This window comes from Stutzerimonas stutzeri, from assembly GCF_002890915.1.
Taxonomy (GTDB): domain Bacteria; phylum Pseudomonadota; class Gammaproteobacteria; order Pseudomonadales; family Pseudomonadaceae; genus Stutzerimonas; species Stutzerimonas stutzeri_AF.
Genome location: NZ_POUT01000006.1, coordinates 210,684 through 228,672 on the forward strand (window position 1 = coordinate 210,684; position 17,989 = coordinate 228,672).

Here is a 17,989-nt window from a genome sequence, read left to right on the forward strand (position 1 = left end):
ACAAAGCACATTAACTTTGTTGGGTAAGTGCTTGTGCCTTTTCCCTCCTGGTAACCGCTTTTTGTCTTCTTCAGCCGTTTCCTCCGCTCGGGCTCGCTAAATTGCCGCTCCGTAAGGCTTTTTCCCGTCGGGCTCGCCTTGACGGTGGGGCGGGTGCGTTTCTATAGTGCGCACAAGTGGTAAGAAGTGGCATGAAGTGGGTAAATATGGGCATGGATAGCTAATTCAGGGGAAGCGCAGCCGTGTTTCGCGGAGCCAACGCCATCAGTCTCGACGCCAAAGGCCGGCTTGCCATGCCCAGCCGGTATCGCGACGAGCTGAATTCGCGTGGCGATGGCCAGTTGATCATCACGATCGATGCCGTGGATCGTTGCCTGTGCATCTATCCCTTGCCCGAGTGGGAATTGATCGAAGCCAAGTTGCGCGACCTGCCTTCGTTGCGCGAGGAAGCCCGCCGTCTGCAGCGTCTGCTGATCGGCAATGCGGTGGATCTGGAGATGGACGGAAGCGGCCGTGTGCTGGTGCCGCCGCGCCTGCGCGAGTACGCCCGGCTCGACAAGCGCGCAATGCTGGTGGGGCAGCTCAACAAGTTTCAACTGTGGAACGAGGACGACTGGAACGCGATATCCGACGCGGACCTGGCGGCCATCAAGCAACCCGGCGGTCTGCCGGAAGAACTACGTGACCTTATCCTGTGAGCCAGATCAGCAGCCTGCGACATATCACCGTGTTGCTCGACGAAGCCGTCGCGGCGCTGGCCGTGCGCCCGGACGGTCGCTATCTGGATGGCACCTTCGGCCGCGGCGGGCATAGCCGGCTACTGTTGGAGCAGCTCGGGCCTGATGGCCATTTGCTGGGGTTCGACAAGGATCCCTTAGCCATCGCTACGGGGCAAGCACTGGCGGCCGAGGACGGCCGCTTTGTCGTTGTGCAGAGAAGCTTTGCCGAACTCGGCGAGGAAGTGGCGCAGCGTGGCTGGACCGGGACGCTGAGCGGTGTTCTGCTCGACCTGGGGGTTTCCTCGCCGCAGCTGGATGACCCCGAGCGCGGTTTCAGCTTTCTCAGCGACGGCCCGCTGGACATGCGCATGGACCCCAGCCGGGGCGTCAGCGCGGCGGAGTGGATCGCCCAGGCCGGCGAAGACGAGATTGCCCGGGTGTTCAAGGAGTATGGCGAGGAGCGCTTCGCCAAGCGCATGGCGCGTGCCGTGGTGCAGCGCCGCGCGGAAAAACCCTTCGAGCGCACCGCGGACCTGGCCAAGGTGCTGACCGATGCCAATCCGGCCTGGGAAAAGGGCAAGAACCCCGCGACCCGTGCCTTCCAGGGGCTGCGTATCCACGTCAACAACGAACTCGGCGATCTGGAAAAGGGCCTAGACGCCGCGCTGGAAGCGCTCGAAGTCGGCGGGCGGCTGGTGGTCATCAGCTTCCATTCGCTGGAGGACCGTATCGTCAAGCAATTCATGCGGCGGCATGCCAAGGGCGAGGCAGACAAGCTACCGCGCGATCTGCCGATCATCCCCAAGGCCTTCGAGCCCCGCTTGAAACTGATCGGCAAGCCGCAATACGCCTCCGAGGCGGAGGTCCGGGCCAACCCGCGTTCGCGCAGCGCCGTCATGCGCGTGGCGGAGAAAGTGCGGTGAGCCGGATGCTGCGTTCCATGCCCAGCGGCAGCCTGCTGATGCTGGTGCTGTTCGCCGGCGTCCTGTTGTCGGCGATCGCCGTGGCCTACAGCGCGCACTGGAACCGCCAGTTGCTCAACGAGCTCTACGGCGAGCTGAGCGTGCGCGACAAGGCCCAGGCCGAATGGGGCCGGCTGATCCTCGAGCAGAGCACCTGGACCGCCCACAGCCGCATCGAGATTCTCGCGAGCGAGCAGCTGCGCATGCACATCCCGGCGGCCGCTGATGTGCGGTTGGTGAAGCCATGAAGATCCAGGGCGCGCTCTATCCCTGGCGCTTTCGCATCGTGCTGGCGCTGCTGGCGTTGCTCGTGGGGACGATCGCCTGGCGCATCGTCGACCTGCAGGTCATGAACCAGGGCTTCCTCAAGGAGCAGGGCGATGCCCGCAGCGTTCGCCATATTCCGATTCCCGCGCACCGTGGCCTGATCACCGACCGCAATGGCGAGCCGCTCGCCGTGAGCACCCCGGTCACCACGCTGTGGGGCAACCCGCGGGAACTGCAGGCCGCACGTGCGCGCTGGCCGGAACTGGCCAAGGCACTTGGCCAGGACGCCGCTGCCTTGACCGAGCGCCTGCAACAGCAGGCCTCGCGCGAATTCATCTATCTGGTGCGCGGCCTGACCCCGGAGCAGGGGCAGAGCGTGCTCGACCTGAAGATTCCCGGCGTCTACGCCCAGGAGGAATTCCGCCGCTTCTATCCGGCCGGCGAGGTGGCAGCCCATGTGGTGGGGTTCACCGACATCGACGACCGTGGCCGCGAAGGCATGGAGTTGGCCTATGACGAATGGCTCGCCGGCGTTCCCGGCAAGCGCCAGGTGCTCAAGGATCGCCGTGGCCGCCTGATCAAGGATGTGCAAGTAGTGAAGAACGCCAAGGCCGGCAAGGCCATGGCGCTGTCGATCGACCTGCGCCTGCAGTATCTGGCCCACAGCGAGTTGCGCAACGTGGTGCAGGAATACGGCGCCAAGGCGGCGAGCCTGGTGATGATCGACGTGAAGACCGGCGAGATCCTCGCCATGGCCAACCAGCCGACCTACAACCCCAACAATCGCCGCAACCTGCAGCCGGCCGCCATGCGCAACCGGGCCATGATCGACGTGTTCGAGCCGGGATCGACGGTCAAGCCGTTCAGCATCGCCGCGGCGCTGGGCACCGGCAAGTATCAGCCGGATTCGGTCGTCAATACCCTGCCGGGCTGGATGCGTATCGGCCGCTACACCATCCGCGACGTCTCGCGCGGAGGCATGCTGTCGCTGACCGGCATCCTGATGAAGTCGAGCAACGTCGGCATCAGCAAGATTGCCCTGGATATCGGTGCCGAGCCGGTCTACGCGGTGATGCAGCAGGCCGGTTTCGGCCAGGATACCGGGCTCGGTTTCCCCGGCGAGCGCGTCGGCAACCTGCCCAACCATCGCAAGTGGCGCGATGCCGAAACCGCATCGCTGGCCTACGGCTACGGTCTCTCGGTGACGGCGGTGCAACTGGCGCATGCCTATGCGGTGCTGGGCAATGCCGGGGTCAACGTGCCGCTGTCGCTGCTGCGCCTGGACCGCACCCAGGACGGCGTGCAGGTCATCGACAAGCAGATCGCCGGTACCGTGCTGCAGATGCTGCGGGCCGTCGTCGAAGAGGACGGTGGTGGCGGTGCCCGCGCCAAGGTGCCGGGCTATCACGTCGGCGGCAAGAGCGGCACCGCGAAGAAGATTTCCGGCACCGGCGGTTATACCAAGGACGCCTACCGCTCCTTCTTCGCCGGCGTCGCGCCGTTGTCCAATCCGCGGATCGCCGCCGTGGTGGTGGTGGACGAGCCCAGCACGGGCCAGTACTACGGTGGCCTGGTGGCCGCACCGGTATTCGGCAAGGTCATGGCGCGCGCGCTGCGGCTGATGAATGTCGCCCCGGACAACCTGCCGCCGCCGGCGGAACTGCAAACGGCCGAAGCGACGAAAGGCAAGGGAGGGCGCAGCTGATGCCGATGCCATTGAATCATCTATTGCCGCAGGCCGGCAGCGACGTGCTGATCCGCGAGCTGACCCTCGACAGCCGCAAGGTGCGCGGCGGCGATCTGTTCCTCGCCGTGCCGGGCTTGCAGCAGGACGGTCGCGACCATATCGACGATGCCATCGCCCGGGGCGCCGCAGCGGTGGCCTACGAGGCCGAAGGCGCGGGCCAGCTGCTTTCGGCGCAGGCGGTGATGCTGCCGGTGCGCCAGCTTTCCGGGCAGCTCTCCGCCATCGCCGGGCGCTTTTATGGCGAACCCAGTCGCAGCCTGCGGCTGGTCGGCGTCACCGGCACCAACGGCAAGACCAGTGTCAGCCAGCTCATCGCCCAGGCGCTGGATCGGCTCGGCGAGCCCTGCGGAATCATCGGCACCCTGGGTACCGGCTTCCATGGGCAACTGGAGCTGGGCCGGCACACCACGCCGGATGCCATCGGCGTGCAGGCGACCCTGGCCAGCCTGAAGCAGCAGGGCGCGCGGGCGGTGGCGATGGAGGTTTCCTCGCATGGCCTGGAGCAGGGGCGCGTCGCCGCGCTGGAGTTCGACGTGGCGGTGTTCACCAACCTGTCCCGCGACCACCTGGACTACCACGGCAGCATGGAAGCCTACGGTGCGGCCAAGGCGCGCCTGTTCGACGTGCCGGGCTTGAGCTGTCGGGTGGTCAACCTGGATGACGGCTTCGGTCGTGCGCTCGCCGGCGAAGCCGCCGAGTCCCGCCTGATCGGCTACAGCCTGGAAGACCCGTCCGCTTATCTCTACTGCGCCGACGCCCGGCTGGACGACGACGGCATCCATGCCCGGTTGATCACGCCGCAGGGTGAACGCTCGCTGCGCAGTCCGTTGCTGGGGCGTTTCAACGTCAGCAACGTGCTGGCGGCGGTTGGTGCGCTGCTCGGTATGGACTACCCGCTGGACGAAATCCTCGCGGTGTTGCCCGAACTCGAAGGCCCGGCTGGGCGCATGCAGCGCCTCGGCGGCGGCGAGCGGCCGCTGGTGGTGGTCGATTACGCGCACACCCCGGACGCTCTGGAAAAGGTGCTCAGCGCCCTGCGCCCACACGCGCGCGGCAAGCTGCTTTGCCTGTTCGGTTGCGGCGGCGATCGCGATCGCGGCAAGCGCCCACTGATGGCCGAAGTGGCCGAGCGGCTGGCCGACGAGGTGCTGGTCACCGACGACAACCCGCGCAACGAGGCGCCCGAGCAGATTCTCGCGGACATCCGCACGGGCTTCGCCCATCCCGAGCACGTCACCTTCCTGCACGGCCGCGGCCAGGCAATCGCCTCGCTTATCGCCGCCAGCCGGGCGGAGGATGTGGTGCTGCTGGCGGGCAAGGGCCACGAGGACTATCAGGAAATTCGCGGCGAACGGCAGCCGTTCTCCGATCTGGAAGAGGCCAGCACGGCCCTGGCCACCTGGGAGGCGCCCGATGCTTGAAGCCATGAGCCTGAGTCGCCTGCAGGAGCCGTTGGACGGCCGCCTGGTCGGTGCCGACGCCAGCTTCACCGCAGTGTGTACCGACAGCCGCGCGATCCAGCCGGGCCAGTTGTTCATCGCCCTGACCGGTCCGCGCTTCGACGGCCATGCCTACCTGGCGGACGTTGCCTCGCGCGGCGCCGTCGCAGCGCTGGTCGAGCGCGAAATCGCCAATGCGCCGCTGCCGCAGCTGGTGGTGGCCGATACCCGGCTGGCGCTGGGCCGGCTGGGCGCCTTGAATCGCGCCGGCTTCAACGGACCGGTAGCCGCGATTACCGGCTCCAGCGGCAAGACCAGCGTCAAGGAGCTGCTGGCCAGCATCCTGCGCGCGGCCCATGGCCAGGATGCGGTACTGGCTACCCGTGGCAACCTGAACAACGACCTGGGCGCGCCTCTGACCCTGCTGGAACTCGACCCGCAGCACCGTAGCGCCGTCATCGAGCTGGGCGCCTCGCGTCCCGGCGAGATTGCCTACACGGTGAGTCTGGTGCGTCCGGATGTCAGCCTGATTACCAATGCCGGCACCGCCCACGTCGGTGAATTCGGCGGTCCGCAGAAGATCGTCGAAGCCAAGGGCGAGATTCTCGACGGGCTGGGCGCGGCCGGTATCGCCGTGCTCAATCGCGACGACAAGGCGTATCCGATCTGGACCGAACGGGTTGGGGGCAAACGTATCGTCAGCTTCGGCCTGGAAAGCCCGCTGGCCGACTTCTATCCCGGCTCGATCGCCTATGACCGGCGCGGCTGTCCGAATTTCGTGCTCACCGGTCCCTGCGGGACGGCCCGTGTGCAGTTGAATCTGCTGGGGCGGCATAACGTCGCCAATGCCCTGGCCGCTGCCGCCGCCGCGCATGCCCTGAGTGTGCCGTGCGAGGCCATCGTCGCGGGCCTGGAAAGCCTGCAGCCGGTCAAGGGCCGCGGTGTGGCACAGATGCTGGCCAACGGCGTGCGGCTGATCGACGACAGCTACAACGCCAATCCGGCGTCCATATGTGCCGCGGTGGATGTGCTGGCCGGTTTTGCCGGCCGCACCGTCCTCGTGCTCGGCGACATGGGCGAACTCGGCGAGTGGGCGGAGCAAGGGCACCGCGAGGTAGGGGCCTATGCCGCCGGCAAGGTCGATGCGCTCTATGCGGTCGGGCCGCTGATGGCGCATGCGGTCACGGCCTTCGGCGCCGGTGCCCGGCACTTCGCCGACCAGCACAGCCTGATCGAAACCCTGCGTGCCGAACAGGGCAGCGCCACCACCATTCTGATCAAGGGCTCACGCAGCGCGGCGATGGACAAGGTCGTCGATGCGCTTGCCGGGCCAACCATGGAGAAACACTGATGCTGCTGCTGATCGCCGAGTATCTGCAACAGTTCCACAAGGGCTTCGCGGTCTTCCAGTACCTGTCCCTGCGTGGAATTCTCGGCGTGCTCACCGCCCTGGTGCTTTCGCTGTGGATGGGCCCGTGGCTGATCCGCACCCTGCAGCTGCGCCAGATCGGCCAGGCGGTGCGCACCGACGGGCCACAGTCGCACCTGTCGAAATCCGGCACGCCGACCATGGGCGGCGCGCTGATCCTCAGCGCCATCGGCATCAGCACCCTGCTCTGGGCCGACCTGTCCAACCGCTATGTCTGGGTGGTGCTGGCCGTGACCCTGCTGTTCGGCGCGATCGGCTGGGTCGACGACTACCGCAAGGTGATCGAGAAGAACTCCCGCGGCCTGCCGAGTCGCTGGAAGTATTTCTGGCAGTCGGTGTTCGGCCTCGGCGCGGCGGTCTTCCTTTATATGACCGCGCAGACGCCGGTGGAGACCACGCTGATCCTGCCGCTGCTGAAGAACATCGAGATCCCGCTGGGGATCGGCTTCGTGGTGCTGACCTACTTCGTCATCGTCGGCTCGAGCAACGCGGTCAACCTCACCGACGGCCTCGACGGCCTGGCGATCATGCCGACGGTGATGGTCGGCGGCGGCCTGGGCATCTTCTGCTACCTGTCCGGCAACATGAACTTCGCCGAATACCTGCTGATCCCCTACATCCCGGGTGCGGGCGAACTGATCGTGTTCTGCGGCGCGTTGATCGGCGCCGGTCTCGGCTTTCTCTGGTTCAACACCTATCCGGCGCAGGTCTTCATGGGCGACGTCGGCGCGCTGGCGCTGGGCGCGGCGCTGGGCACCATCGCAGTGATCGTCCGCCAGGAGGTGGTGCTGTTCATCATGGGCGGCGTGTTCGTGATGGAAACGCTGTCGGTGATGATCCAGGTCGCCTCGTTCAAGCTGACCGGCAAGCGCGTGTTCCGCATGGCGCCGATCCACCACCATTTCGAACTCAAGGGCTGGCCCGAACCTCGGGTAATCGTGCGCTTCTGGATCATCACGGTGATCCTCGTGCTCGTCGGCCTCGCCACCCTGAAACTGAGGTAACCAGAGTGCTCATCGCTTCCGACCAGTTCCGCATCGTCGTCGGCCTCGGCAAGAGCGGCATGTCCGTGGTTCGCCATCTGGCGCGCCGCGGCCTGCCGTTCGCGGTCGTCGACACCCGCGCGAACCCGCCGGAGCTGGCCACTCTCCAGGCGCAGTACCCGGGCATCGAGGTGCGTTGTGGCGAGCTGGACGTCGAGTTCCTCTGCCGTGCCGGCGAGCTGCTGGTGAGCCCGGGACTGGCGGTCAGCACGCCGGCTCTTCAGGAAGCGGCGGCGCGCGGCGTCAAGCTGTCCGGCGATATCGAGCTGTTTGCCCGTGAAGCCAAGGCGCCGATCGTCGCGATCACCGGCTCCAATGCCAAGAGCACCGTTACCACCCTGGTCGGCGAGATGGCCCAGGCGGCCGGGCGCAAGGTGGCGGTCGGCGGCAACCTCGGTACCCCGGCGCTGGACCTGCTGGCCGACGACGTCGAGCTCTATGTGCTGGAACTGTCCAGCTTCCAGCTGGAAACCACCGAGCGGCTCGACGCCGAGGTGGCGACCTGCCTGAACATCAGCGAAGACCACATGGACCGCTACAGCGGCCTGCCTGCCTACCACCAGGCCAAGCACCGGATCTTCCGCGGTGCACGCCAGGCGGTGATCAACCGTGACGACCGCCTCAGCCGGCCGCTGATCGGCGAGGATGTACCGGCCTGGTCCTTCGGCCTGGGCAAGCCTGACTTCAAGGGTTTCGGTCTGTTCGAGGAGAACGGCGAGAAGTACCTGGCGTTCCAGTTCGAGGCGCTGATGCCGGTGCGTGAGCTGAAGATGCGTGGCGCGCACAACCAGTCCAACGCGCTGGCCGCGCTGGCGCTGGGGCATGCGGTGGGGCTGCCGTTCGAGCCGATGCTGGAGACCCTGCGCCACTTCGCCGGTCTGCCGCATCGCTGCCAGTGGGTCGGCCAGCGCGGCGAGGTCAATTATTACGACGACTCCAAGGCCACCAACGTCGGTGCCGCACTGGCAGCCATCGAAGGGCTGGGGGCCGATATCGACGGCAAGCTGGTGCTGATCGCCGGCGGTGACGGCAAGGGGGCCGACTTCTCCGGCCTGCACGCGCCCGTCGCGCGCTTCTGCCGTGCCGTGGTGCTGCTCGGCCGCGATGCCGAACGCCTGGAACAGGCGCTCGCCGGCGCCACCACGCTGCTGCGCGTGGCGACCCTGGACGAGGCGGTGCAGCGTGCCGCCGCCTGCGCCGAGGCGGGCGACGCGGTGCTGCTGTCGCCGGCCTGCGCCAGCCTGGACATGTTCAAGAACTTCGAAGAGCGCGGCCGTCTGTTCGCCGCTGCGGTGGAGGCGCTCGACTGATGCTCGCCTTCCTGCGCCATGCCCCTTCGCCGCTGTTCGGCCGCCGTGGTCTGGACCTGGACTTCCCGATGCTGGCCGGCTGTCTGGCGCTGCTCGGCCTGGGCCTGGTGATGATCACCTCGGCGTCCTCCGAGGTCGCCGCGGTGAGCTCCGGCAATGCGCTGTATCACATGATCCGGCACCTGGTTTACGTGGCGCTGGGCCTTGGTGCCGCGGCCATGATGCTGCTGATTCCGCTGTCGGCCTGGCAGCGGCTCGACTGGATGCTGCTGCTGGCGGCTTTCGGCTTGCTGATCCTGGTGCTGCTGCCGGGCATCGGCCGCGAAGTCAACGGTTCGATGCGCTGGATCGGTTTCGGCGCCTTCAACCTGCAGCCGTCCGAGCTGGCCAAGGTGTTCGTGGTGATCTACCTGGCCGGCTATCTGGTGCGCCGCCAGGAGGAAGTGCGCGAAAGCCTGTGGGGCTTCGCCAAGCCGTTCCTGGTGTTGCTGCCGATGGCCTTCCTGCTGCTGCTGGAGCCCGACTTCGGCGCCACCGTGGTGATGATGGGCGCCGCCGTGGCGATGCTGTTCCTCGGCGGCGTGGGCATGATCCGCTTCAGCCTGCTGGTGGTGGCCGCGGTCGGTGCGGTGGTGATCCTGGTACAGACCCAGGAATATCGCCTGCAGCGCCTGATCACCTTCACCGATCCCTGGGCCGACCAGTATGGCGCCGGCTACCAGCTGACCCAGGCGCTGATCGCCTTCGGGCGCGGCGAATGGTTCGGCGTCGGCTTGGGCAACAGCGTGCAGAAGCAGTTCTACCTGCCCGAGGCGCATACCGACTTCGTCTTTTCGGTGCTCGCCGAGGAGCTGGGCATGGTCGGCGCGCTGGCGACCATCGCCCTGTTTGCCTTCGTCGGCGTGCGTGCCCTCTACATCGGCCTTTGGGCGGAGAAGGCCCGGCAGTTCTTCGCCGCTTATGTCGCCTGGGGCCTGGCGTCCCTCTGGCTGGGGCAGTTCCTGATCAACGTCGGGGTGAATGTCGGCCTGCTGCCGACCAAGGGCTTGACCCTGCCGTTCCTCAGCTATGGCGGCAGCTCGCTGGTGGTGACCTGCGCGAGCATGGCCCTGCTGCTGCGCATCGAGTGGGAAAGCCGCACCGTGCTGGGCAGCGAGGATGCCGAGTTCGACGAGTCCGACTTTGCCGAGCCCTCGGCCAAGGAGGTCGCTCATGGCCGCTAATGTCCTGATCATGGCCGGCGGTACCGGTGGGCACGTATTCCCAGCGCTGGCCTGCGCGCGCGAATTCCAGGCGCGCGGCTACGCGGTGCACTGGCTGGGGACGCCGCGCGGCATCGAGAACGAGCTGGTGCCGGCCGCCGGGCTGCCGCTGCACCTGATCCAGGTCAGCGGGCTGCGCGGCAAGGGCCTGGTGTCGTTGCTCAAGGCGCCGCTGCAGCTGATTCGCTCGCTGTTCCAGGCGCGCCGCATCATCCGTGAGCTGCGCCCGGTGTGCGTGCTCGGCCTGGGCGGCTACGTCACCGGTCCGGGCGGGCTGGCGGCGAAACTGGCTGGCGTGCCGCTGGTGATCCACGAGCAGAACGCCGTGGCCGGAACCGCCAATCGCAGCCTCGCGCCGCTGTCGCGGCGTGTCTGCGAAGCCTTCCCGGACACCTTCGCGGCGAGCGACAAGCGCCGCACCACCGGCAATCCGGTGCGCGAGGAACTGTTCCTGGAAACTCCGCGCGACACCCTGGTCGGTCGCCGGCCGCGCCTGCTGGTACTGGGTGGCAGCCTCGGTGCCGAGCCGCTGAACAAGCTGTTGCCCGCCGCGTTGGCGCAGCTGCCGGTGGAGCTGCGCCCCGAGGTCTTCCACCAGGCCGGCAAGCAGCACGCCGAGCTCACCACGCAGCGCTACGCCGAGGCCGGCGTGGTCGCCGAGGTGGCGCCGTTCATCAAGGACATGGCGCGGGCCTACGCCTGGGCCGACCTGGTGATCTGCCGCGCCGGGGCGCTGACCGTCTGCGAGCTGGCCGCCGCCGGGCTGCCGTCGTTCCTGGTGCCGCTGCCGCACGCGATCGACGATCACCAGACCCGCAATGCCGAATATCTGGCGAAGGAGGGCGCCGCCGTCCTTCTGCCGCAAGCCAAGACTGACGCGGCCACGCTCGCCGCGCAGCTGACCGAGGTAATGATGCAGCCGGAAAAACTCAAGGCCATGGGGGCCACCGCGCGCCGGCTGGCCCGGCCCGACGCCACCCGCAGCGTGGTCGATATCTGCCTGGAGGTGGCCCATGGCTAAGTCTCCTGCCGCGGTAAAAGCCGAAGTCCGCCGCATGCGGCGCATCCGCCGCATCCACTTCGTCGGGATCGGCGGGGTCGGCATGTGCGGCATCGCCGAGGTGCTGCTCAACCTCGGCTACGAGGTCTCGGGTTCCGATCTCAAGGAGTCGGCCAGCACCGAGCGGCTGCAGAGCTTCGGCGCGCAGATCTTCATCGGCCACCAGGCCGGCAACGTCGCCGGGGCCGACGTGCTGGTGGTATCCAGTGCGATCAACGCCGCCAACCCGGAGATCGCGCTGGCGCTGGAGCAGCGGATTCCGGTGGTGCCGCGTGCCGAGATGCTCGCCGAACTGATGCGCTATCGCCACGGCATCGCCGTCGCCGGCACCCATGGCAAGACCACCACCACCAGCCTGCTGGCCTCGGTATTCGCCGCCGGCGGGCTGGACCCGACCTTCGTCATCGGCGGTCGCCTGACCGCCGCCGGTACCAACGCGCAGCTGGGCAGCAGCCGCTACCTGATCGCCGAGGCCGACGAGAGCGACGCCAGCTTCCTGCACCTGCAGCCGATGGTCGCGGTGGTCACCAACATCGATGCCGACCACATGAGCACCTACGGCGGCGATTTCGGCAAGTTGAAGAAGACCTTCGTCGAGTTCCTGCACAACCTGCCGTTCTATGGCCTGGCGGTGCTTTGCGTCGACGATCCGGTGGTGCGCGAGATCATTCCGCAGATCGGCCGGCCGACGACCACCTATGGCGCCAGCGAGGATGCCGACGTGCGCGCCATCAACATTCGCCAGCACGGCATGCGCACCTACTTCACCGTGCTGCGCGATGGCTGCGAGCCGCTGGACGTGTCGGTGAACATGCCCGGCAACCACAACGTGCTCAATGCGCTGGCGACCATCGCCATCGCCACCGACGAAGGCATCGACGACGAGGCCATCGTCCAGGGGCTGGCGGAGTTCGCCGGTGTCGGCCGGCGCTTCCAGGTCTACGGCGAACTGCCGGTCGAAGGCGGCAGCGTGATGCTGGTCGACGACTACGGCCACCATCCGCGCGAAGTCGCGGCGGTGATCAAGGCGGTGCGCGGCGGCTGGCCGGAGCGCCGGCTGGTGATGGTCTACCAGCCGCATCGCTACAGCCGCACCCGCGACCTGTACGACGACTTCGTCCAGGTCCTCGGCGAATCCAACGTGCTGTTGCTGATGGAAGTCTACCCGGCCGGCGAGGAGCCGATTCCCGGCGCCGACAGCCGCCAGCTGTGCCACAGCATCCGCCAGCGTGGCCAGCTCGACCCGATCTACGTCGAGCGTGGCGTCGACCTCGCGCCGCTGGTCAAGCCGCTGCTGCGCGCCGGCGACATCCTGCTCTGCCAGGGCGCCGGCGATATCGGCGGGGTGGCCCCGCAATTGCTCAAGAGTCCCCTGTTCGACGGTGCCGCGAGCGCCGCGAGGAAAAGCAAATGACAGCCCTGCATTCGACCCGCGATCCCAAGGCCTTCGGCCGCGTCGCCGTGCTCTTCGGCGGCAAGAGCGCCGAGCGCGAGGTCTCCCTGAAGTCGGGCGCGGCGGTGCTGGCCGCGCTGCAGGCGGCGGGTGTCGACGCCTTCGGCATCGATGTCGGCGACGACCTGCTGCAGCGCCTGGGCAGCGAGAAGATCGACCGCGCCTTCATCGTCCTGCACGGCCGCGGCGGCGAGGATGGCAGCATGCAGGGCCTGCTGGAGTGCGCCGGCATTCCCTACACCGGCAGCGGCATCCTCGCCTCGGCCCTGGCCATGGACAAGCTGCGCACCAAGCAGGTCTGGCAGAGCCTCGGCCTGCCGACGCCGCAACATGCGGTGCTGGCCAGCGAGCAGGATTGCCAGGCCGCCGCCGACGCGCTGGGTTTCCCGCTGATCGTCAAGCCGGCCCACGAAGGCTCGAGCATCGGCATGGCCAAGGTCGAGGGCGTCGCCGAGCTGGTCGCCGCCTGGCGCGCGGCCAGCGCCTACGACTCGCAGGTGCTGGTCGAGCAATGGATCCAGGGCCCCGAGTTCACCATCGCCGTGCTGCGCGGCCAGGTGCTGCCGCCGATCGGCCTGGGCACGCCGCACAGCTTCTACGACTACGACGCCAAGTACCTGGCCTCCGATACCCAGTACCGCATCCCATGCGGTCTCGATACGGCCAGGGAGCAGGCGTTGAAGCAGCTCTCCGCGCGGGCCTGCGAGGCGGTCGGCATCCGCGGCTGGGGCCGGGTCGACGTGATGCAGGATGCCGCGGGTAACTTCTGGCTGCTGGAGGTGAACACCGTGCCGGGCATGACCGACCACAGCCTGGTGCCGATGGCCGCGCGCGCCGCCGGCCTGGATTTCCAGCAGTTGGTGCTGAGCATTCTCGATGACAGCCTCGAGGCGGGGAACTGAGCCATGATCGCCACGCTGCGCCATTCGCAACCCGCAAGCGGCCGCGCCTCGCGCAAGCCGGTGCCGCGTGGTGCGAGTCGCCTGGTGAAACCGCAGCCGCTGTCGGCGCGCCTGCCCAAGCCGAGTCTGGCCGGGCTCAAGCGCGTCGTCTGGCCGGTGCTGCTGATCGGGCTGGTGGTTGGCCTGTACGAACTCGGCCAGCGTCTGCTGCCCTATGCCGACCGGCCGATCGCCAAGGTGAGCGTGCAGGGCGAGCTGGGCTATGTCAGCCGCGAGGCGGTGCAGCAGCGCATCGCGCCTTTCGTCGAGCAGAGCTTCTTCAAGGTTGATCTGAACGGCCTGCGGCACCAACTCGAAGAAATGCCATGGATCGCCCACGTCGAAGTCCGCCGCGTCTGGCCGGACGAGGTGCTGGTGCGCCTGGACGAGCAATTGCCGATTGCCCGCTGGGGGGGCGAAGCATTGCTCAACAACAAAGGCCAGGCTTTTGCGCCGGATGACCTGAGCCGTTATGAACACTTGCCGCACTTGTATGGTCCGAAGCGGGCCCAACAGCGGGTCATGCAGCAATACCAGATGCTCAGCCAGATGCTGCGCCCGCTGGGATTCTCCATCGCCCGCCTGGAGCTGCGTGAACGGGGAAGCTGGTTCCTGACCACCAACCAGGGCATCGAACTGCTGCTGGGGCGGGACCAGGTCGTCGAGAAAATGCGTCGTTTCACCGCCATCTACCAACAGGCGCTGGAGCAGGAAAGCGAGAAAATTGCGCGGATCGACCTGCGCTACGCCAACGGCCTGGCCGTTGCCTGGCAGCCGATCCCGACCGCGACGGATACCACCGTCGCCGCGAAGAATTGAGGAATGAAATACATGTCTAGCGTGCAAAGCGGCAAGATGATCGTCGGCCTGGACATCGGCACCTCCAAGGTGGTGGCGCTGGTGGGCGAGGTGACCGCCGATGGCGAGCTGGAAATCGTCGGTATCGGTACCCACCCCTCGCGTGGGCTGAAGAAAGGCGTGGTGGTCAACATCGAATCCACCGTGCAGTCGATCCAGCGCGCCATCGAGGAAGCCCAGCTGATGGCCGGCTGCCGCATCCATTCGGCCTTCGTCGGCCTGGCCGGCAACCACATCCGTAGCCTGAACTCCCATGGCATCGTGGCGATCCGCGATCGCGAGGTCAGCACGGCGGACCTCGAGCGCGTGCTCGACGCCGCTCAGGCCGTGGCGATTCCGGCGGACCAGCGCGTGCTGCACACCCTGCCGCAGGACTACGTGATCGACAACCAGGAAGGCGTGCGCGAGCCGCTGGGCATGTCCGGCGTGCGCCTGGAAGCCAAGGTGCACGTGGTCACCTGTGCGGTGAACGCGGCGCAGAACGTCGAGAAGTGCGTGCGCCGCTGCGGCCTGGAAGTGGACGACATCATCCTCGAACAACTGGCCTCGGCCCACGCCGTGCTCACCGACGACGAGAAGGAGCTGGGCGTGTGCCTGGTGGACATCGGCGGCGGTACCACCGACATCTGTATCTTCACCGAGGGCGCGATCCGCCACACCGCGGTCATCCCGATCGCTGGCGACCAGGTCACCAACGACATCGCCATGGCTCTGCGCACGCCGACCCAGTATGCCGAGGAGATCAAGATTCGCTATGCTTGCGCGCTGGCCAAACTGGCCGGCGCCGGCGAGACCATCAAGGTCCCCAGCGTCGGCGATCGCCCGCCGCGGGAACTCTCCCGGCAGGCGCTGGCCGAAGTGGTGGAGCCGCGTTACGACGAGCTTTTCACCCTGATCCAGGCCGAACTGCGACGCAGCGGCTACGAGGATCTGGTCCCCGCCGGGATCGTCCTCACAGGCGGTACAGCGAAGATGGAAGGAGCCGTCGACCTGGCCGAGGAAATCTTTCACATGCCGGTGCGCCTGGGCGTGCCGCACAGCGTCAAGGGACTGACCGACGTAGTACGCAACCCCATCTATTCAACGGGCGTGGGCCTGTTGCTGTACGGACTGCGCAAGCAGGCCGACGGCATCCCCATGTCCGGCCTCGGTAATTTCACCGAAGACAACAAGACATCTGTCCTGGACCGGCTCAAGGGCTGGATCCAGGGCAATTTCTGAGCAGTGCGTGTAACACCAAAAATAGAAAGCTGGAAGGAGAGAGGGAAATGTTCGAACTCGTAGATCATACCCCGCAAAGTGCAGTCATCAAGGTCATCGGCGTCGGCGGTGGGGGCGGCAATGCCGTCAATCACATGGTCCGCAACAACGTCGAGGGCGTCGAATTCATCTGTGCCAACACCGATGCACAAGCGCTGAAGAAGATCGAAGCGCGTACCGTGCTGCAACTCGGTTCGGCCATCACCAAGGGGCTGGGCGCCGGCACCAATCCCGACATCGGCCGCCAGGCGGCGATGGAAGACCGTGAGCGCATCGCCGAAGTGCTCGAGGGTGCCGACATGGTGTTCATCACCACCGGCATGGGCGGCGGTACCGGTACCGGTGCCGCACCGATCATCGCTTCGGTGGCCAAGGAAATGGGCATCCTCACCGTCGCCGTGGTCACCCGTCCGTTCCCCTTCGAGGGCCGCCGCCGCATGCAGGTCGCCGACGAAGGCATCCGTGCGCTGTCCGAGTGCGTCGACTCGCTGATCACCATTCCCAACGAGAAGCTGCTGACCATCCTCGGCAAGGACGCCAGCCTGTTGGCCGCGTTCGCCAAGGCCGACGACGTGCTGACCGGTGCGGTGCGCGGCATTTCCGACATCATGCAGCGCCCGGGCCTGATGAACGTCGACTTCGCCGACGTCAAGACCGTCATGGGCGAGATGGGCATGGCGATGATGGGCACCGGCAGCTCCACCGGCCCGAACCGCGCGCGTGAAGCGACCGAGGCGGCCATCCGCAACCCGCTGCTGGAAGACGTCAACCTGCAGGGCGCGCGCGGCATCCTGGTGAACATCACCGCCGGCCTGGACCTGTCCCTCGGCGAGTACGCCGCGGTGGGCGAGATCATCGAGGCCTTCGCCTCCGACGAAGCCACCGTCAAGGTCGGCGCCGTGATCGACCCGGAGATGGCCGACGAACTGCACGTCACCGTCGTGGCCACCGGCCTGGGCGCGCGCAACGAGAAGCCGGTCAAGGTCGTCGACAACACCGTGCAGGCCACCGTTGCCGCAGCGCCGGCACAGGCTCCGCGCCAGGAACAGGCGGCGGTCAACTACCGTGACCTGGAGCGTCCGACCGTGATGCGCAACCAAGCGCATGCGGCCGCCACCGCAGCCAAACTGAACCCGCAAGAGGACCTGGATTACCTGGATATTCCTGCGTTTCTGCGTCGTCAGGCCGATTGATTGAAGTTATCAGGAGTATTGTTGTGATTGGTATTCAGCAAAGTTGGCATCTGCTATTATCGCCGGCAATTGTTGAAAACAATTCGCAACTAGTGCTATAGCGAAGCAAAAGGCCATGATCAGACAACGCACCCTGAAGAACATCATTCGCGCTACCGGCGTCGGCTTGCATTCGGGAGAGAAGGTTTACCTGACCCTGAAACCGGCACCGGTAGACACCGGAATCGTGTTCTGTCGCACCGACCTCAACCCGCCCGTGGAGATTCCCGCGCGGGCCGAGAACGTGGGCGAAACCACCATGTCCACGACGCTGGTCAATGGGGACGTCAAGGTCGACACCGTGGAGCATCTGCTTTCGGCCATGGCCGGCCTGGGAATCGACAACGCCTACGTCGAACTTTCCGCGTCGGAAGTGCCGATCATGGATGGCAGCGCCGGGCCTTTCGTATTCCTGATTCAATCCGCCGGCCTGCAGGAGCAGGACGCCCACAAGAAGTTCATCCGCATCACCCGTGAAGTGACTGTCGAGGAGGGTGACAAGCGCGCCACCTTCCTGCCGTTCGATGGCTTCAAGGTGAGCTTCGAGATCGACTTCGACCACCCGGTTTTCAAGGGCCGTACCCAGACCGCCAGCGTGGATTTCTCCAGCACTTCCTTCGTCAAGGAAGTCAGCCGTGCACGAACCTTCGGTTTCATGCGCGACATCGAATTCCTGCGCTCGCACAACCTGGCACTGGGCGGCAGCGTCGAAAACGCCATCGTGGTGGACGAAAACCGTGTGCTCAACGAAGACGGCCTGCGTTACGAGGACGAGTTCGTCAAGCACAAGATTCTCGATGCCATCGGTGATCTCTACTTGCTGGGAACCAGCCTGATCGGCGAATTCCGCGGCTATAAATCCGGTCACGCGTTGAACAACCGCTTGCTGCGCACCCTGATGGCCCAAAAGGATGCGTGGGAACTGGTGACCTTCGATGACCCGCAGACCGCACCGATCTCCTACATGCGTCCGGTGGCAGCCGGTTAAGCAGTACCTCTCTTCCTGA

16 protein-coding genes are annotated in these 17,989 nt (G+C 66.5%); all 16 read left to right on the forward strand.

Annotated features, from left to right (window positions below; translation table 11 throughout):
- The first annotated feature begins 242 nt into the window (after positions 1-242).
- The 16 genes from mraZ to lpxC all read left to right on the forward strand — a co-directional run bounded on the left by mraZ (position 243) and on the right by lpxC (position 17,970).
- The gene (gene mraZ / locus CXK94_RS12755) at positions 243-698 is read left to right on the forward strand and encodes a division/cell wall cluster transcriptional repressor MraZ (protein WP_037038536.1); all 456 of its coding nucleotides are present in this window, start codon (positions 243-245) and stop codon (positions 696-698) included.
- A complete protein-coding gene (gene rsmH / locus CXK94_RS12760; protein ID WP_102894612.1) occupies positions 695-1,642 on the forward strand; it encodes a 16S rRNA (cytosine(1402)-N(4))-methyltransferase RsmH in 948 nt (315 codons plus the stop codon). The genes mraZ and rsmH overlap by 4 nt, the downstream gene beginning before the upstream one ends.
- Before the next feature lie 5 nt (positions 1,643-1,647).
- Positions 1,648-1,929, forward strand: coding sequence for a cell division protein FtsL (ftsL, locus tag CXK94_RS12765; RefSeq protein WP_272888630.1), 282 nt, complete (start codon positions 1,648-1,650; stop codon positions 1,927-1,929).
- Positions 1,926-3,653, forward strand: a complete 1,728-nt coding sequence (locus CXK94_RS12770; protein ID WP_102894613.1) for a peptidoglycan D,D-transpeptidase FtsI family protein — start codon at positions 1,926-1,928, stop codon at positions 3,651-3,653. Before ftsL ends, CXK94_RS12770 begins: the two co-directional genes overlap by 4 nt.
- Positions 3,653-5,116: a UDP-N-acetylmuramoyl-L-alanyl-D-glutamate--2,6-diaminopimelate ligase gene (locus CXK94_RS12775; RefSeq protein WP_102894614.1), complete on the forward strand. Its 1,464-nt coding sequence runs from the start codon at positions 3,653-3,655 to the stop codon at positions 5,114-5,116. Before CXK94_RS12770 ends, CXK94_RS12775 begins: the two co-directional genes overlap by 1 nt.
- A complete protein-coding gene (locus CXK94_RS12780; RefSeq protein ID WP_102894615.1) occupies positions 5,109-6,485 on the forward strand; it encodes a UDP-N-acetylmuramoyl-tripeptide--D-alanyl-D-alanine ligase in 1,377 nt (458 codons plus the stop codon). The genes CXK94_RS12775 and CXK94_RS12780 overlap by 8 nt, the downstream gene beginning before the upstream one ends.
- Positions 6,485-7,567 carry a phospho-N-acetylmuramoyl-pentapeptide-transferase gene (mraY, locus tag CXK94_RS12785; RefSeq protein ID WP_102894616.1) on the forward strand — a complete coding sequence of 361 codons (1,083 nt, stop codon included), beginning with the start codon at positions 6,485-6,487 and terminating at the stop codon, positions 7,565-7,567. Before CXK94_RS12780 ends, mraY begins: the two co-directional genes overlap by 1 nt.
- Before the next feature lie 5 nt (positions 7,568-7,572).
- Positions 7,573-8,916 (forward strand): UDP-N-acetylmuramoyl-L-alanine--D-glutamate ligase, encoded by a 1,344-nt coding sequence (gene murD / locus CXK94_RS12790; protein ID WP_102894617.1) that lies wholly within the window; start codon positions 7,573-7,575, stop codon positions 8,914-8,916.
- Positions 8,916-10,139: a putative lipid II flippase FtsW gene (gene ftsW, locus CXK94_RS12795; RefSeq protein ID WP_102894618.1), complete on the forward strand. Its 1,224-nt coding sequence runs from the start codon at positions 8,916-8,918 to the stop codon at positions 10,137-10,139. The genes murD and ftsW overlap by 1 nt, the downstream gene beginning before the upstream one ends.
- Positions 10,129-11,199 carry an undecaprenyldiphospho-muramoylpentapeptide beta-N-acetylglucosaminyltransferase gene (murG, locus tag CXK94_RS12800; RefSeq protein WP_102894619.1) on the forward strand — a complete coding sequence of 357 codons (1,071 nt, stop codon included), beginning with the start codon at positions 10,129-10,131 and terminating at the stop codon, positions 11,197-11,199. The genes ftsW and murG overlap by 11 nt, the downstream gene beginning before the upstream one ends.
- On the forward strand, positions 11,192-12,652 hold the full coding sequence (gene murC, locus CXK94_RS12805) for a UDP-N-acetylmuramate--L-alanine ligase (RefSeq protein ID WP_102894620.1): 1,461 nt from the start codon (positions 11,192-11,194) through the stop codon (positions 12,650-12,652). Before murG ends, murC begins: the two co-directional genes overlap by 8 nt.
- Positions 12,649-13,593, forward strand: coding sequence for a D-alanine--D-alanine ligase (locus CXK94_RS12810; protein ID WP_102894621.1), 945 nt, complete (start codon positions 12,649-12,651; stop codon positions 13,591-13,593). The genes murC and CXK94_RS12810 overlap by 4 nt, the downstream gene beginning before the upstream one ends.
- Positions 13,594-13,596: 3 nt before the next feature.
- Positions 13,597-14,451, forward strand: a complete 855-nt coding sequence (locus CXK94_RS12815; RefSeq protein ID WP_102894622.1) for a cell division protein FtsQ/DivIB — start codon at positions 13,597-13,599, stop codon at positions 14,449-14,451.
- Between the two features lie 12 nt (positions 14,452-14,463).
- Positions 14,464-15,711, forward strand: coding sequence for a cell division protein FtsA (ftsA, locus tag CXK94_RS12820; RefSeq protein WP_037038551.1), 1,248 nt, complete (start codon positions 14,464-14,466; stop codon positions 15,709-15,711).
- A gap of 47 nt (positions 15,712-15,758) precedes the next feature.
- Complete coding sequence (gene ftsZ, locus CXK94_RS12825) at positions 15,759-16,943, forward strand: cell division protein FtsZ (RefSeq protein ID WP_102894623.1); 1,185 nt, start codon at positions 15,759-15,761, stop codon at positions 16,941-16,943.
- 115 nt (positions 16,944-17,058) lie between these two features.
- On the forward strand, positions 17,059-17,970 hold the full coding sequence (gene lpxC, locus CXK94_RS12830; RefSeq protein ID WP_037038566.1) for a UDP-3-O-acyl-N-acetylglucosamine deacetylase: 912 nt from the start codon (positions 17,059-17,061) through the stop codon (positions 17,968-17,970).
- Positions 17,971-17,989: the final 19 nt, after the last annotated feature.

Excerpts from the sequence above, each read along its gene's own strand:
- ftsL (WP_272888630.1), top strand. The coding sequence starts at position 1,648 with ATGCTGCGTTCCATGCCCAGCGGCAGCCTGCTGATGCTGGTGCTGTTC.
- CXK94_RS12770 (WP_102894613.1), top strand. The coding sequence starts at position 1,926 with ATGAAGATCCAGGGCGCGCTCTATCCCTGGCGCTTTCGCATCGTGCTG.
- CXK94_RS12775 (WP_102894614.1), top strand. The coding sequence starts at position 3,653 with ATGCCGATGCCATTGAATCATCTATTGCCGCAGGCCGGCAGCGACGTG.
- CXK94_RS12780 (WP_102894615.1), top strand. The coding sequence starts at position 5,109 with ATGCTTGAAGCCATGAGCCTGAGTCGCCTGCAGGAGCCGTTGGACGGC.
- mraY (WP_102894616.1), top strand. The coding sequence starts at position 6,485 with ATGCTGCTGCTGATCGCCGAGTATCTGCAACAGTTCCACAAGGGCTTC.
- ftsW (WP_102894618.1), top strand. The coding sequence starts at position 8,916 with ATGCTCGCCTTCCTGCGCCATGCCCCTTCGCCGCTGTTCGGCCGCCGT.
- murG (WP_102894619.1), top strand. The coding sequence starts at position 10,129 with ATGGCCGCTAATGTCCTGATCATGGCCGGCGGTACCGGTGGGCACGTA.
- murC (WP_102894620.1), top strand. The coding sequence starts at position 11,192 with ATGGCTAAGTCTCCTGCCGCGGTAAAAGCCGAAGTCCGCCGCATGCGG.
- CXK94_RS12810 (WP_102894621.1), top strand. The coding sequence starts at position 12,649 with ATGACAGCCCTGCATTCGACCCGCGATCCCAAGGCCTTCGGCCGCGTC.
- CXK94_RS12815 (WP_102894622.1), top strand. The coding sequence starts at position 13,597 with ATGATCGCCACGCTGCGCCATTCGCAACCCGCAAGCGGCCGCGCCTCG.
- ftsA (WP_037038551.1), top strand. The coding sequence starts at position 14,464 with ATGTCTAGCGTGCAAAGCGGCAAGATGATCGTCGGCCTGGACATCGGC.
- ftsZ (WP_102894623.1), top strand. The coding sequence starts at position 15,759 with ATGTTCGAACTCGTAGATCATACCCCGCAAAGTGCAGTCATCAAGGTC.
- lpxC (WP_037038566.1), top strand. The coding sequence starts at position 17,059 with ATGATCAGACAACGCACCCTGAAGAACATCATTCGCGCTACCGGCGTC.